Below are 16,538 nucleotides of genomic sequence, written 5' to 3' on the forward strand. Positions count from 1 at the left end.
AACGCATAAGCAGCTGCCTAGACTGCAGTGAAGTTTTGCAAAGAGGTGCCGCAGGTCAAGCGGCGATGCCTCTCTGACAAAGCTCACACAACAACACAGTCAGGGCGGGGGCCATGGATTTTTCGCATTGGCGGGGGCGCTGGGGTGCTCCTGCGCGTGAGCAGCAGCGCGGTTTCATCGAGTTTTCGGCACAGGTGCTGCCTCAGTCGCAATGGCTGTGGGCCTTGGGCTCCTTGTGTGCCCTGCACCAGCGGCCCTTCTCGGCCGGCTTGGTGCTGCGCGAGTTCCCACCGCCGTGCAGTGACAGCAGCTTGCTGGCCGCCGCGCGGCAATTGGGCTTGCGGTGCGAGCCCATGCCGCTTCCGGCACAGCCCGAGGCGTTGGCAGCCCTCCTGCCCCGCTTGCCGCTGCCCCTGCTGGTGAACTTGCGGCCCGCAGCAGAGGATGCCACCGAGGCCTCTGCGCAGCTGGCCATCATCACCACCGTCGACACGGCGCCCGTTCCACCCGGCTCGGAGGCGGGCACCGCCCTGCAAGTCCTGCTGTTCAAGGCCAATACCATCGAGCCCTTGCGCTTGAGCGTGGCAGAACTTCTTCCCATGCTCGGCGGCACGGCATGGCTCAGCAAGCCCAGCACGCCCCAGGTGGCGGACCCGGACGCACCGCCTAGCCAGACCGCTTTTGGTTTCCGTTGGTTCGTGCCCGAGTTGCTGAAGCACCGCCGCGTATGGCGTGACGTGCTGCTGGCCTCGCTGGCCTTGCAGGTCATCACGCTGGCCACCCCGCTGTTCACCCAGGCCATCATCGACAAGGTGGTGGTGCACCGCACCCAGAGCACCTTGATCGCCATCGGCGTGGCGATGGCGCTGTTCATCGTCTTCACCAGCCTGCTCAGCTGGGTACGGCAATACCTGGTGCTGCACACCGGCAACCGGGTGGACGCCGTGCTGGGCGCCACCGTCTGGGGCCATTTGCTGGGCCTGCCCTTGCGCTACTTCCAGCACCGGCCCACGGGCGTGGTGGCTGCGCGGCTGCACGGGGTGGAAACCATCCGCGAATTCGTCGCCAGCACCGCGGTGACGCTGGTGCTGGACCTGCCCTTTCTGCTGATCTGCCTGGGCGTGATGCTCTGGTACAGCCCCTTGCTCTCGGGCGTGGTGGTGGGCGTACTGGCGCTGATCGCGCTGGCCAGCGCGGTGGTGGCGCCCATCTTCCAGGCCCGGCTGGCCGAGCAATTCCAGTTGGGCGCGCGCAACCAGGCTTTTCTCACCGAACACATTGCCGGCTTCGAGACCGTGAAGTGCCTGCAGATGGAGCCTTTGCTGCGCCAGCGCTATGGCGGCTTCCTGGCGGCCTACCTGCAAAGCGGCTTTCACACCAAGCAGATTGGCAACACCTACAACGTCGCCGCCAACACCCTGGAACAGCTGATGACCCTGGGCGTGCTGATGCTGGGCGCCTGGGAGGTGATGACCGAGCCCAGCTTCACCATCGGCATGCTGGTCGCCTTCCAGATGTTTGCCGGCAAGCTCAGCCAGCCGGTGATGCGCCTGGTGGGCCTGTGGGCGCAATTCCAGCAGGCCCGCCTGGCGGTGCAGCGCCTGGGTGACGTGATGAACGCACCCACCGAGCCCCACACGCTCACGCCGCAACGCGCGGGCGGCGGGCTGGCTGGAACCGACCAAGGCCGCATCGAAATCCAGAACCTGGCCTTTCGCTACGCGCCCGAATTGCCGTTGCTGTTCGAGCACTTCCACCTGACGATTGAACCCGGCCAGGCCATTGCCATCATGGGCCCTTCGGGCAGTGGCAAGAGCACGCTGGCCAAGCTGATGCTGGGCTTCTACCCGCCCAGCGAGGGGCAGATCAAGCTCGGCGGCGTGGACATTCGCCACCTCGGGGCCAACGAGCTGCGCAGTGCCTTCGGCGTGGTGCCGCAAGACACCACGCTGTTCAGCGGCAGCATCTTCGACAACCTGCGCGCCGCCAACCCCGGCGCCACGCTGGATCAAGTCGCCGCCGCCTGTCGCATGGCCGGCATCCACGCCACCATCGAGGCCCTGCCCCAGGGCTATCAAACGGAGATTGGCGAGCGTGGCGTGGGCCTCTCCGGTGGGCAGAAGCAGCGCCTGGCCATTGCCCGCGCACTGCTCAAAGGCCCCAAGGTGCTGATCTTCGACGAAGCTACCAGCGCGCTGGACGCCCAAACCGCCGAAGCCTTTGCCGCCACGGTCAACCAGCTCAAAGGCAAGGTCAGCATGGTGTTCATTGCGCACGGCTTGCCCAAGGCACTGAAGGTGGACAGGGTGGTGACCATTGGCGCAGTCCCGGACGGCATCGTTTCGGAACAGGGAGATCGCTGAGATGAGACTCCTGATCATTCACCAGAACTTCCCAGGCCAGTTCGGCCACATGGCGCTGGCCTGGGCTGCCCGCCCCGGCTGGGATGTGCGCGCACTGGGCCGGGAAACCTCGCCCGGCCTGCCGGGCTTCCAGAAGCTCTACCGCTACAAGCTCGCACGTTTGGGCCGCAAAGAGCAGCACCCCTACCTGCGCCAGATGGAAGCCGCCACGCTGCACGGCCAGGCCACCGCGCGCGCCATGCTGCAGCTGCGCCAAAGCGGCTTCACGCCAGACGTGATCCTCGCCCACCCCGGTTGGGGCGAAACGCTCTACGCCAAAGACGTGTACCCGGACTCAAAGCTGGTGCACCTCTGCGAGTGGTACTACAACGCCGAGGGCGCGGACCTGGGCTTCGACCCCGAGTTCCCGCTCACGTTTGACGACCGGGCTCGCATTCGCACCTGGAACGCGCTGCACACGCTGAACCTCACGAACTGCGACGTGGCCATCAGCCCCACGCACTGGCAGCGCAGCCGCCACCCGGAATTCTTCCAGCCCAAGATTCAAGTGCAGCACGAAGGCATTGACGTGGACTCACTGGGGCCGGCCCCCCAGGCCTGCATCCGCACGCCCAGCGGAGAGCTGCTGCGCGCGAACGATCCTGCCAAACCCGTCATCACCTACGTGGCCCGCAACCTTGAGCCCTACCGTGGGTTTCACATCTTCATGCGGGCACTGGAGAAGATTCAGCAGCAGCACCCGAGTTGCCACGCGGTGATCGTGGGCGGGGACGGCGTGAGCTACGGGCGCAAGCCCAAGGACGCGGCGAACTGGCGTGAACAGATGCTGCGCGATGTGAAGCTGGACCCGTTGCGCACGCATTTCATGGGGCGCATTCCGCGGGCGGAATACATCAAAGTGCTGCAAATCTCCAGCGCACATGTCTATCTGAGTTATCCGTTTGTGCTCAGTTGGTCCTTGCTGGAGGCAATGGCGTGTGGCACTCCTTTGATTGCGAGCAATACCTCACCTGTGCGTGAAGTGCTAGTCCACGGGCGGAATGCAAGGCTAGTGAAGTTCTTTGATGCTGGAGCCTTGGCTCATGAGGCGCTAGCGCAGATTGATTCCGGTGCCGATCAATCAGAGCACGCTCGCGGGGCGCGTTTGGATGTGCAGAAGTACAACCTACGGGATGGACTAACTGGGTATGGACGAGCCATGGCAATGCCCAGTTCGCCGGTGGATCTGCCTAGCTCAATCCTAGAAGACGTGACAAATTGAGATGGCCGGATTAAAAGCCAATATTTGTAAATCCAGATTGGGAACAAGGGAGTCAAGCATGAATTTATCTCGAACGCTTCTTTCATTTTTTATCGCGAGTATGGTTGTTGGCCAAGTCGGCGCCGCCATGACGATATCCACGTTTGAATTCTATAGGGAGCCAGAAAACGGCGATAGCAAGGGACAGAGAAGTGACCCGGCTTGCAAAGACATTCTGTCATATATCAATGAGTCACGGTCCAGTGGGCTATTCTTGAGTAGCGGCTTACTTACGCATGGCCATGAGCGCATCAAGTCGGTGATGTGGGAGACTTTGGATAAGAAATTATATAGAGCCGGCTATATGCAACTGATGAGTAGCTGGACTGGTGAAGGTTTGGAACTCGGATTGCGCGAGTTCGAGTCTCAAGATTGGGCGTTGCAGCGTACAGCGCTTTATCCCAACTCATATCATTTGATTAATACTCCGCGACCTGAGCAGTGGTTATACCGTTTGGTTTCCCTGAAGCGAGACGGTTGGGATACAAGTTCCAGAACGGCCGAGCGGCCGGTCAAGAATTCCATATCAACGCTATCTTGGTTTCCATCGGATGCAACTTCTTGGGTGGGGGATGATAAGGGTAATCGATCGGCCGAAGATCGGTACATGGGGTTCCAAACAGGGCCAAGGCAATGGCTGATTCGCGATGGCGCCCACTACGCCATTTATCAATTCGTAGTGGCAAAAGCAAAGAATGCTGCGGAGCCTGCCGAATTGCATCTGCAAGTTACTCAGTTGAGCATGTTTGATAGATTGCAACCCACATATCCATGGGTATGCTCATTTCGCGCAGATTATAGAAATTAATAGAAACCAGCAGGAGGACCAATCATGACCATTACAGCCCATTCATTATCTCAGAATCAATACAATACGCTACTTTACAACATCTTGCTGACGCTTGAGCAAAGTGGAGATCCGGCTACCACAGCATACACTGATGGCAAAGGGATACCCACCATCGGAGTTGGCTTCAATTTGCAAAATAGCGATAAAGTTGATGCCATCTTAAATATCGCGTTTGGGGGAATTATAGACAAAGACCTGACTAAATCGCTGGTCGCCGTCGCCACCAAAAATCCAACCACTAACAAGGCGTGGGAGCCTAACTTGAATGGTTCGGATGCCAAGCCATTGAATGATCTGCTGAATGCGACCATGTTGGAGTACCACAAGACTCACGCGAGTTCGCCTAGCACGTTTGTGCTGGATGTGGGGCAAATTCAATCGGTATTCAACTTCCTGGTACCTGGGTTCGAACTGGATGTTAATGGATTTCTTTCTAAATATCAAGTTGGCAACTTTGATCTCACCCTTGAGAAGCTGGCACTGATGTCGTTAGGTTGGGGAGGATCAAAGGGTGCGAGTCCAGCAAACTTGTTAGGTCCCGGCTTAGGCCAAGCCCTCAAAGAGGGAAATCGAGCTGAGGCATGGTATCAAATCCGGTATGGATCAAATGGTGGCGCTTCTCCAAGCGGCGGCGTTGCTGCGCGTCGGTATCTTGAGTCCAATATCTTTGGTTTGTACAACGGTGCTCAGGCAACCGAGGCCGACGCCAAGCAGATCGAAGCCAAGCAGATCTATGGCATGCTGACCCAGCATCGGTCAGAAATTTTTGGCTACGATGCCAAGTGGAGCGTCTCGCCAGATGGGAAGGTGGCCAACGGTACCAATTATTTGGTGGGCGCTCAGGGTAATTATGATCAGATCGTAAAAAACGCCAATTTGGAATTGGCTGGCAGCGGCAATTTGCTGCCTTCAGGGGCAGTGCCTACGTTGGTCCAAGCCCTGTCCTTGGCTTACAGCTCGTTTGTCTCATACGCGAATCGACTTCATGGCGCCAATGCACCGGATGTCAACCAATCTGTGATATCCAATGCCGCAGCCATCTATTTCAAAGCAGATCAGACATCGGTAGCACAGCTGGATGCACGTGTCGATGACGCGCGTTCGGGCAACCGGCTGAACAATAACTTGATGGTCGGCGGTGAGAAAGGGGATGTGATCTACGGCGGGACGGGGTTGGATTACCTCTTGGGCCAGGCCGGCGGTGACGTGCTAGATGGTGGCGCTGATGATGACACTCTGATTGGCGGTTTGAACAATGACACCCTGAAGGGCGGGCTGGGAAAAGATTCATATATATTCTCCACCGGCGATGGATTGGATAGCATCGTCGACCAAGACGGCCTCGGAGAAATCCGAATCGGCGGGACAGCTCTCTCTGGTGGAACGTCCGTCCAGCACGTGCTGGAAGGTAATTTCGACGCCTGGGTGGTCGATGATTTCCAGTACATCTACAGCTTGGACAACGATCATAAGACCCTGGTCATCAGTGGTCTTGCCTTGGGCGACGGCAACGAGATAACGATCTCGAATGTTGACGTTGATAAGTTGCTTGGAAGTGCAGGCTATTTAGGAATTAAACTGCAGCTCGAGAAGAAGGTCGATGTGCAGCCGGGAGCCAATAGTAACCCCTATGCTCAAACGCCGGCTGGTAGTCAAACCTTGGCGGGGCCGACTGCCGATATTCTTGAGCGAGGCGGCAGATCGTTCACCATCAGCCTGAACAGCGCCGCTGCTGCTGGCGACACGCTGACTTTGGCCCTGACAGGCGGGGCTTCGGGCCAGTTCAAAGCCATTCTTGGCGACAGCACGGTCACTGCCAATGGCGCGGTCATCACGCTGGCCGAAGGGCAGACCCAGGTGACTTTTGCCTTGATTGAAGATGGCGATGTCACCGCTGATTCCACCTCCACGCTTTCGGTGAATTACGTCAGCCAGGGCGCGAGCGTCAACAGCAACAGCGTGGCGATCAATCTGCATGACACCGGGGTCATCTCCAAAACCTTCAATGGCGATCAGCGGCCGGCGAACCTGACTGGGGCCAATCACGATACCTATGACTGGGCTTCCACCACATGGCAGGCCAACGGCACGCTCACGGGCGGCGTGACCGAAGTCAATTTCTCGGACGTCATCCACGGTGGCTCTGCGGCAGAGCAGATCAATGGCCTGGGTGGCAATGACGCATTGGATGGCGGGGCGGGGAACGACAGGATTGATGGCGGCGAAGGCGATGACCTGATTGGCGGCGGCACCGGCAGTGACTACATCCAGGGCGGCAACGGGAATGACTACATCAGCAGCAGCGCCACGCTGAGCACGCTGCAGCGGGAAAAGACGACAGACGATTGGAATCCGCCGGCGGGCCAGCAAGTTATCACCGAAGGGGCGCGCTGGGGGATCTACCTCGCCGGCCCTTACTCAAGTGTTTGGGATGGTGTCAATGCGCCGGTGGGTTCCGATGGCGACGTAGTGGACGGCGGAGCCGGGAACGACAACATCATGACCTCCGCTGGCAACGATCGCGCCACCGGAGGTGCAGGGCAAGATGGCATTGACGGCATGGGCGGTGATGACATTCTCGAAGGTGGCGATGGGATGGATGCCCTCATTGGCGATTACGACATCAACCAGGTAGCCGGGCAATACCATGGCGCTGACTTTTTGGACGGTGGTGCTGGGAACGATTACCTCAATGGCAGTGGCGGCAACGACCAGCTCTTTGGAGGCGCAGACACCGACTTGATGTACGGCGATTCAGACGACAACCCCGACGTGGGCTGGGCCATCCGCGACGTCTCGTTCCATGGAAATGACTACCTCGACGGGGAAGATGGCGACGATCGACTGTTTGGCGGAGGCAAAGGCGACACCCTGTATGGTGGTGCTGGCGGCGACACGCTATGGGGTGATGTATCCGCGAACCTTGCCAAAAACTACTCCGACCAGACCTTGCTGTGGGGTGATGATTTTCTAGATGGAGAAGATGGTGTTGACATCCTCGTTGGCAATGGAGGCGAAGATTCACTTTATGGCGGAGCAGACAACGATTCGCTGTGGGGCGATGATCCCAACCTGGCCCTTGAAGGAAGGTATCAGGGCAAGGATTATCTGGATGGGGAAGACGGCGCCGACCAGTTGGTGGGCGGTGGTGGTGATGATACCTTGTATGGCGGCACGGGTTCCGACGCCATTTGGGGTGACGACAACGCCACGTATCTGGACCCTCAGTATAATGGCGACGATTATCTAGATGGTGAAGCCGGCACCGACCAATTGGTTGGCGGGGGCGGCAATGACACGCTGATTGGCGGTGACGATGCCGACATCATGCTGGGTGATGCCGATGACATTGCGGCCGAATATCATGGCACTGACAATCTGGACGGTGGCGAAGGCAATGACACCCTTTTCGGCTATGGCGGGGATGACACGCTGCTGGGCGGCGCTGGTGACGACTGGCTGGCGGGCGAAGACGAAACCGACAGCTCGGTCGTTTCCGCCTATTCGGGAAATGACTGGCTGGATGGCGGAGACGGGAACGACACACTGATCGGCGGCAATGGCAACGACACACTGATCGGTGGTGCCGGCACGAACAACCTCTACGGCGGCGCGGGGGACGATCTCTACATCCTGGATGTGGGCGACAGCGTCGGTGAAAGTCCTGCCAGCGCGCAACAGGCGGGAGCAGTGGCTACGGCCGGCCCCTCCACGCCCGTAGGCTGGGATGCAGATTTCGGTGCGGTGGCGATCCCGATTGCCATTCCTCGGGCACCGCAGGGCGTCACGGTCGATTCTGCCGTCGCCCAAGTTCACGACAAGCAGATCGCCGTTCCGGACCAGTCCACCCGCGACGTGGATGGGGCCGGTGCGCAGCTGTCCGCTGCCCCCAATGCCTCGGCGGCGCCCGTGAACCTGATAGGCGATAGCGGCGGCAATGACACGTTGCAGGTCAACGGTGATTTCGCCGTGGCGGACACCGATGCGGACGGGTCGCTCACGCTGTCCCTGGGGGATCCGGCCCAAGGGCAATATCTGACATTGCGCAATGCTTATTTTGGCGCAATGACCAATCTGAACATTGGTGGCGACAGCGTCCTGCTGCGGGATTGGGTGCAAGACAAGGTCACGACAAACTTCACCTTCTCATTGGATGGCGCACCGGTTCATCAGGTTTTTGGCGCCGGTGGCAACGACACGATTTTTGGAACCTACACAACGTCTGCCATGGAAATATTGGATGGCGGCTGGGGTGATGATCACATTTTTGGGTATGGCGGGGCCGACTCTCTCATTGGTGATGAGGGTAATGATTATCTCGATGGCGGTGATGGAGAAGATGTATTGGACGGCGGGGCCGGAAATGATACCCTGATGGATTACGACGGTGGAGACCTCTTTCGAGGCGGTACAGGCAACGACTCAATTTATGCACTCGGTAGTAGTTCATATATGTTTAACTTGGGCGATGGAAACGACACCATTGGTGTCGGCGGCACGTTGCCACCCGTTCGGGATGCCCCCTTCAGTACATTAAATTTTGGTAGCGGGATCGCGACGAGTGATATATCTCTTTCGAGAAGCTATCGGCAATATTATGACCCGGATAAGGATGAATGGATAAATGGTCCCATTGACTTGCTGATTAAAATCATCCCATCGGGCGATTCGATATTAGTTCAGAATTTCTCATGGAATAACGATCCGTTCGGGGTGGTTACTCCGCAAAACCCTCTCCAGGAGATTGATTTTGCCGATGGAACCATCTGGAGCCTCGCTCAGATTTGCGATCTAATCACTGCCGGCACAGTCGGCGATGACTACATTGACGGATTTTCTCGGCCGACCATTATAAATGGGGGGCTAGGAAATGATACGTTGGTCGGTCATTCTTCGATCGGTGGGGATACTTTGGCGAGCGGGGATGGTGACGACTTCTTGCAAGGCAATGGCTTGTTGCACGGGGATGCGGGGAATGATTCCCTGGGCGGTGGGGGGTATCTCTATGGAGATGCAGGCAATGATTATTTGTCTAACTACAGTCCGGAGAGCGGATACATTTCTGCAACATTGGACGGCGGGGATGGAGATGACTCCTTTGAAATAAGAGGCGTTCCATGCACGGTGATCGGAGGAGGTGGAGACGATTGGCTGCAGGCCGCAGGATCTGTGTATACTGAAGGTGGAACCGGTGAGGATACCATCTTCGCTAGCAACGAACAGATCATTGGCTTTCGCCGTGGCGATGGCGCGGATTTGATAATGTATGACGGTTTTTCCGGATCGGCAGGGCCGGCAATATTCGATATTCTTGGAATATCTGCCAGTGACGTCAAGATCAGGCTTGCCGGTACAGATGATCTTGTGTTGGATTTTGGTGGGCTTGATCGGATAACGATAGATTCATACTTTGACGCGAATCAGTCTGCCTCTTATGGTATTGAGATCGACGGCGCAGAGGTGCAGTTACTTTCGAGTTTGATTATCTCAGGGACATTCGGCGCTGATTCGATGGTGGGTACCGCGGGCGATGATGTGATGTCTGGAAGCATTGACAACGACACTTTATCCGGTGGAGCGGGTAATGACGGGCTGCAGGGGGGGCTTGGCAATGACAACCTGACTGGAGGGGATGGCGCGGATACATTGGTGGGAAGTTTGGGCTCCGACAGGATGCTCGGTGGCGCGGGAAATGATGTCTACTTCGTCGATGAGTCTGATGCAGCCGTTTCGGAGAATGCCAATGCTGGGTTGGATACCGTTCACCTGGTGGTCGCTTATGCTCCCAAATCCACTTACACCTTGGCCTCTAATGTCGAATCACTGCTGCTCGACGAGGGGACGTCGCAATGGCTGAATGGCAGCGGCAATGATCTGGCCAACACTGTGACTGGGAATTCTGGCAGCAATTCGTTGGCTGGTGGTACTGGTGGCAACGATACCTTGTTTGGTCTGGCGGGTGATGACACGCTCGATGGCGGCACTGGCACCGACAGCCTGGTGGGTGGTCTCGGAAACGATACTTATGTGGTGGATGTTGCCGGAGACATCATCGTTGAGCAGCTGAACGAGGGCGTGGACACGGTGAAGGCCGCGATCAGTTATACGCTCACCAGTAATTTTGAAAACCTCACCCTGTTGACCTCTTCCGCCATCGATGGTGTGGGCAATTTGAATGCCAATGTTTTGACGGGCAACTCCTCGGCCAATTCATTGAGCGGGGCTGATGGCAACGACACGCTGGTCGGCGCCGGGGGGGCCGATACCTTGTTGGGTGGCCTGGGCGATGATGTTTTTGTGTGGGACTCCGGAACCGTCAGTCTGATTGAGAACTCGGGAGAAGGCGCGGATACTCTGCAAAGCAGCCTGACGGTGACGCAGCTTGCCGACAACGTAGAGAACCTGGTCTTGACCGGTGCTGGCATCATCAGCGCTACCGGGAACACGCTTGCCAACCGAATCACTGGCAACGGCGCGGACAACGCGCTCTACGGCGCTGGCGGCGATGACACGCTGGATGGAGGCGCTGGCTCGGACGCCATGTATGGCGGCCTGGGCAATGACGTGTACGTCATAGACTCGGCAAATGACTCGGCCAACGAGACTTCCGGGCAGGGCATCGACACGATTCAGACCGCAGTTAACCTGCAGGGCAGCTTGGCTTCCGAAGTGGAGAACCTGGTGCTGCTGGGATCCGAAGCGCTGAACGGCACCGGCAACGGACTCGCCAACGCGCTCACCGGCAACTCCGCGAGCAACACACTGACCGGCGCTGCGGGCAATGACACACTGGACGGCGGGGCCGGCGCGGACAGCCTGGTCGGCGGCACCGGCAATGACCTGTACGTCTTGGACGACGCCGGCGATCTGGTCACCGAGAACTCTGGCGAGGGGACCGACACGGTCCAGTCCTATGTCTCCGTCGCCGGGCTCTTCGCCAACGTTGAAAACCTCACCTTGCTGGGCTCCGATGGATTGAGCGGCGTGGGCAACGGGCTCAACAACCAGCTCATCGGCAATCTTGCCGGCAACACCCTGGATGGCGGCGCCGGCAACGACATCATGAAGGGCGGCGCCGGGGACGACGTCTACCTCGTGGATTCGGCCAGCGACGCGGTGACCGAAATCTCTGGCGAAGGCACTGACACGGTCCAGACCACGGTGAGTTTGTTGGCTGCCTTGGCCAATAACGTCGAGAACATCACGGTGCTCGGCAGCAATGCCTTGCAGGTGACCGGGAATACGCTGGCCAATGTGCTGACAGGCAATGTGGCCAACGACACCCTGATGGGCGGCAACGGCAACGACACTTTGGATGGCGGCGCTGGCGTGGACAGCCTGGTGGGGGGCGGCGGCAATGACGTGTATATGGTTGACACGACGGGCGACGTGGTTGCCGAAGATGCCAGCGCAGGCACCGACACCATTCGGACCACGGTGACCCTGTCCAGCTTGATCACCAACATGGAGAACCTCGAACTGCTGGGCGACCAGGCACTCAGCGGCACTGGCAATGACAGCGCCAATCGGTTGACGGGCAACTACGCCAACAACGTGCTCACGGGACTTGCCGGCAACGACACCCTGGATGGCGGTGCAGGCGCGGACAGCCTGGTCGGCGGCGCGGGCAATGACGTCTACGTGGTGGACGACTATGGCGATGTGGTGACGGAAAACGCCAGCGAGGGGACGGACACGATCCAGACCTACGTGACGCTCAGCAATTTGGCAGCCAACATTGAGAACGTGCTTTTGCTGGGCAACAACTGGCTGAGTGTGACCGGCAATACGCTGAAGAACACCCTGACCGGCAATGCCGCGGCCAACACCCTGGACGGCGGTGCCGGCAACGACGCGATGCTGGGTGGTGCGGGTGATGACGTCTACGTGGTGGACAGCACAAGCGATGTGGTGACAGAGAACCTGAACGAAGGGTTGGACACCATCCAGACCACCGTCACCCTGCTGGGCAACTTGGTGAGCAATGTCGAAAACCTGGTGCTTCTGGGCTCGTCGTTGCTCAGTGCCACTGGCAACGAACTCGACAACCAATTGGTCGGCAACTCCGCGAACAACACCCTTTCAGGAGGCGCCGGCAATGACACCCTGGACGGTGGTGCCGGCGCGGACAACATGAGCGGAGGCGATGGCAACGACACCTATGTGGTGGACAGCGCCGATGACCTCGTGACCGAAGCGGCCGGTGCCGGGACGGACACGGTGCAGACCAGCGTTCAGTTGGGGGCCTTGAGTGGCACTGTCGAGAACCTCGTGTTGTTGGGGGCGAATGCCCTCAATGCCACGGGCAATGACCTGGCCAACCTGCTGGTGGGCAATTCGGCCGCCAATGTCTTGGACGGGGGCCTGGGCAGTGACGTGCTGCAAGGCGGTGCGGGCGACGATGTCTACCTGGTGGACGCCACAGGGGACTTGGTGACCGAGAACCAAGGCGAAGGTGTGGACACCATCCAGACCTCCGTCGCCCTCCAGGGCAACCTGGTGAGCAACGTGGAGAACCTGGTGCTGCTTGGGTCGGCCGGCCTGAGCGCCACGGGCAACGAGCTTGGCAACTGGCTCACCGGCAACAGCGCAGGCAATCTGCTCACAGCCCTGGACGGGAACGACACATTGGACGGTGGGGCTGGCGTGGACACCATGCGCGGCGGCGTGGGCGACGATGTTTATTTCGTGGATACAGCGACGATGGGGAACACCCCCGGCGACGTGGTGACCGAGAACTCGGGCGAAGGCACGGACACGATTCGGACCACGGTCAGCCTCACCGGCTTGGCGAACAACGTGGAAAACCTCACCATGCTGGGCACCAATGCCCTGAGTGCGATTGGGAACGGGCTTGCCAACGTGATGACGGGTAACTCGGCCAACGACACCCTGACTGGTGCCGGCGGCAATGACACCCTGGACGGTGGCGCTGGCATGGACAGCTTGGCGGGTGGCGGCGGAAACGATGTCTACGTGATAGACGACGCTGGCGACTCGGTCTCGGAGGATGCCAGTGCAGGCACGGACACCGTTCAGACCTACGTGAGTGTGAGTCTCTTGGGGCCAAATGTCGAAAACCTGGTGTTGCTGGGAATTGGGGACCTGAGCGGCACGGGCAATGACCTCAACAACCAGCTCACCGGAAACGCGGGTGCCAATGCCCTGAGCGGAGCAGCCGGCAATGACACGCTGGACGGCGGCAGTGGTGCGGACCGCATGTCGGGTGGCGCTGGCAACGACGTGTATGTGGTGGACGGCGTCGCCGATGTTGTCACCGAGGACGCCAGCGCTGGTACCGACACCATCCAGACCACCGTCACGCTGAGCGGGCTGGCCACCAATGTCGAGAACCTCATGCTGCTGGGCACCGACGCATTGAACGGAACCGGCAACACGTTGAAGAACCTGCTCACCGGCAACACCGCGGCCAACACGCTTACAGGCAATGAAGGCGCCGATACGTTGGTGGGTGGCCTTGGCAACGATTACCTCATCGGGGGCACAGGAAACGACACCTACCGCTTCGCCGTGGGCGACGGGCAGGATCTGCTCAGTGACAGTGACAGCACGGCTGGCAACTCGGACTGGCTGGAGTTCGGCACCGGCATCAACGCCAGCACCGTGCTGGTCAGCCGGGTGGGCAACGACATGGTCATCAAGTCCAAGACAGGCACCGATTCGGTCACCATGACGGGTTGGTACAACGGCACGGCGTACAAGGTCGAGAACGCGCGTTGGGGAGATGGCACAACCTCGACGGCCGCACAGCTGGAGGCTGCGGCGGCAGGGTCTGGCAGTTTGGCCATTGCACCTGGCACACCTGAAGTCGGTATCGACGCCTTTGACGCTGACGAGCCCTGGATCGGGCGGAAGTTCTGGGGTGGCGCCGTGCGGCACGCCCTGGTGCGGCGAGACACCACTTCAGCAGGTGTGGACACACAGGTACCTTCAGTCCCTGCTGTGGGCATGCTCTCGCCAGTCCTGGTTGCATGGCATGGGTTAAACGCCAAGATGGCGTTGTGGGGTGAGCGCGTCGACCTCATGGAGGATGTGACAGGCGCTGATGGCTCGGCCGGATCGCCTCAATGGGCTGGCGCGGCCTTGGGCGGAGGGGATGCAAACGACGCAGCGATGGCCTCGCGCAAGCACCGCCCCAATGCGCCATCGCCGCGGCGCGATGAACTGATGGGTTGGCTGTGAGCGCGCCGGGCCGTCCCAAGGGCGAACACCGGAGTGCGCAGCACGAAGGTTCACCAGTGAGCGCGGCCTGGGACTTCGCGCCCGATCTGCTGGCCCTGCAGGAACGGCCTCCAGCCAGCATGCCGCGTGTGGTGGGCGGTGTCGTGGTGGCTGCCTGTGCGCTGATGCTGGCATGGGCGGCCTGGGCCAAGCTGGACATCGTGGCGGTGGCCGAGGGCCGGCTGGTGCCGCAAAGCCTGGTGAAGCTGGTGCAGCCGGCCGAAGCGGGGGTGGTGCGCGAGATCCTGGTGAAGGAAGGCGACACCGTGGCGCAAGGCCAACTGCTTTTCCGCATGGACCCTCGCCTGTCGCAGGCAGACAGCTCGGCTTTCGAGCGGGACGTGTGGCTGAAAACCTTGAGCCTGCGGCGGGCTGAAGCCGAGTTGGCAGAGCCTTCCAGCTTGAGCCTCGGCATGCTGATGGGAGACGGCACGCTTTTGGGTGACAACCCCGGAAGCCAGGCAAGGGCCCGACCCGATTGGCTGCCGATGCTTGCATCCCAGGTCCTGGCGCAATACCAGGCCAGGCGACGTGCCCATCTGGATGCCATCGCGCAGGAGCAGAACACCCTGGAGAAAGCCCAGGCGGAAGACGCCGCCGCGCGGCAGGTGCTTGAGAAGCTGCGCGCCACCTTGCCGGCGTATCGGCAATCTGCACTGGCCTACGACAAGCTGCACAAGGAAGGCTTCGTGGGCGAGTTGGCAGCGGTGGAGAAACAGCGTGAGGCCATGGAGCGCGAGCAAGACATGAAGGCGCAGGCTGCCACGCTGGAAAGCCTCCAGGCGGCGATTGCCCAGGCACGGAGCCGACTCACCGCCCTGCAGTCCAGCTACAGGGCGGATCTGGAGAACGAACGGATGGAGTTGCAAACCCAGCTGGCCAGGTCGAAACAGGACCTGCAAAAGTCCAATGTGCGAGACGAGTTCCTTGAGATCCGTGCGCCGCAGGCAGGGGTGGTGAAGGACCTGGGCGTCACCACCGCAGGTGCCGTGGTGCAGGCAGGCACCTTGCTGATGAACCTGGTGCCGCAGGGGGACCTGCTGCAGGCGGAAGTGCTGCTCAAGAACGAGGACGCCGGTTTTGTGGTGCCCGGCCAGGTGGCGCGCATCAAGGTGGCGGCCTATCCGTTCCAGAAGTACGGATTGATCGATGCGCAGGTGCTGCAGATCAGCGCGGATGCGACGGACCCGAAGCCGGGTTCAACGCAAATGCCCCTGCCAGCCCAAGCGACCTACAAGGCCTTGATCGCGCCCCAAGCTGCGCAGCTCTCGAACTATGGCCAGCGGCTGCAGGCGGGCATGATGGTGAGTGCGGAAATTCAGCAAGGACAGCGCACGGTGCTGGAGTACCTGCTCTCCCCTGTGCAGAAGGTGCGACAAGAGGCCGGGCGGGAGAGATGACCGCCTCAGGCAGCGCAGCCGCGCGCCCTCACAGGCGCGCCCAAAAAGTTTCGACTCGAAACAGCCGGCGCTTCGTCGATGGGACGCAGCGCTCGGAAAGAGAAATCTTGCGGGTAAACCACGAGATTGGCGTCAAAAATGGCGCCCGTCCGTGCAAAAGACGGCGGCTTCTCGGCAGAACCCCTAATCCCGAGAGAAACCCGGGGCTGGCCCGAATCCTGCAGATGAACGATAATGAGGGGCTGGCCGGAGCGCTTCTATCGTCTCATTCGTCTTACAGGGGAGGTGATCCAGGGTGAAAGCCTTGGGCGTTCATGATTTCGGGGGTCAACCCCGAAGGATCCGGCAGCCGTTGTTGAACCATTTTGTATTTTGAGGAGCGC

General features: G+C 59.8%; 6 protein-coding genes. 5 read left to right on the plus strand and 1 reads right to left on the minus strand.

Annotation, left to right across the window (positions count from 1 at the left end; translation table 11 throughout):
• Positions 1–202: 202 nt before the first annotated feature.
• Positions 203–355, minus strand: a complete 153-nt coding sequence (locus LRH25_RS11270; RefSeq protein WP_231011170.1) for a hypothetical protein — start codon at positions 353–355, stop codon at positions 203–205.
• A 46-nt stretch (positions 356–401) separates the two neighbouring features.
• On the opposite strand from LRH25_RS11270, the gene LRH25_RS11275 reads away from it, so the two are divergent.
• The 5 genes from LRH25_RS11275 to LRH25_RS11315 are packed head-to-tail and all read left to right on the plus strand — an operon-like array spanning position 402 to position 16,155.
• Entirely contained in the window at positions 402–2,363 is a 1,962-nt protein-coding gene (locus LRH25_RS11275; protein WP_231011171.1) for a peptidase domain-containing ABC transporter, read from the plus strand.
• 1 nt (position 2,364) lies between these two features.
• The gene (locus LRH25_RS11280) at positions 2,365–3,624 is read left to right on the plus strand and encodes a glycosyltransferase family 4 protein (protein WP_141284731.1); all 1,260 of its coding nucleotides are present in this window, start codon (positions 2,365–2,367) and stop codon (positions 3,622–3,624) included.
• A gap of 58 nt (positions 3,625–3,682) precedes the next feature.
• Positions 3,683–4,471, plus strand: a complete 789-nt coding sequence (locus tag LRH25_RS11285; RefSeq protein WP_141284729.1) for a hypothetical protein — start codon at positions 3,683–3,685, stop codon at positions 4,469–4,471.
• Positions 4,472–4,495: 24 nt separating this feature from the next.
• Positions 4,496–14,716, plus strand: coding sequence for a calcium-binding protein (locus LRH25_RS33075; protein WP_141284727.1), 10,221 nt, complete (start codon positions 4,496–4,498; stop codon positions 14,714–14,716).
• A 56-nt stretch (positions 14,717–14,772) separates the two neighbouring features.
• Positions 14,773–16,155, plus strand: coding sequence for an HlyD family type I secretion periplasmic adaptor subunit (locus LRH25_RS11315; RefSeq protein ID WP_231011172.1), 1,383 nt, complete (start codon positions 14,773–14,775; stop codon positions 16,153–16,155).
• Positions 16,156–16,538: the final 383 nt, after the last annotated feature.

Origin of the sequence: Ideonella azotifigens, from assembly GCF_021043325.1 — a bacterium.
GTDB lineage: Bacteria > Pseudomonadota > Gammaproteobacteria > Burkholderiales > Burkholderiaceae_C > Ideonella > Ideonella azotifigens.

Coding starts and splice junctions, on each gene's coding strand:
- LRH25_RS11285 (WP_141284729.1), top strand. CDS start 3,683: ATGAATTTATCTCGAACGCTTCTTTCATTTTTTATCGCGAGTATGGTT.
- LRH25_RS11280 (WP_141284731.1), top strand. CDS start 2,365: ATGAGACTCCTGATCATTCACCAGAACTTCCCAGGCCAGTTCGGCCAC.
- LRH25_RS33075 (WP_141284727.1), top strand. CDS start 4,496: ATGACCATTACAGCCCATTCATTATCTCAGAATCAATACAATACGCTA.
- LRH25_RS11270 (WP_231011170.1), bottom strand. CDS start 355: ATGGGCTCGCACCGCAAGCCCAATTGCCGCGCGGCGGCCAGCAAGCTG.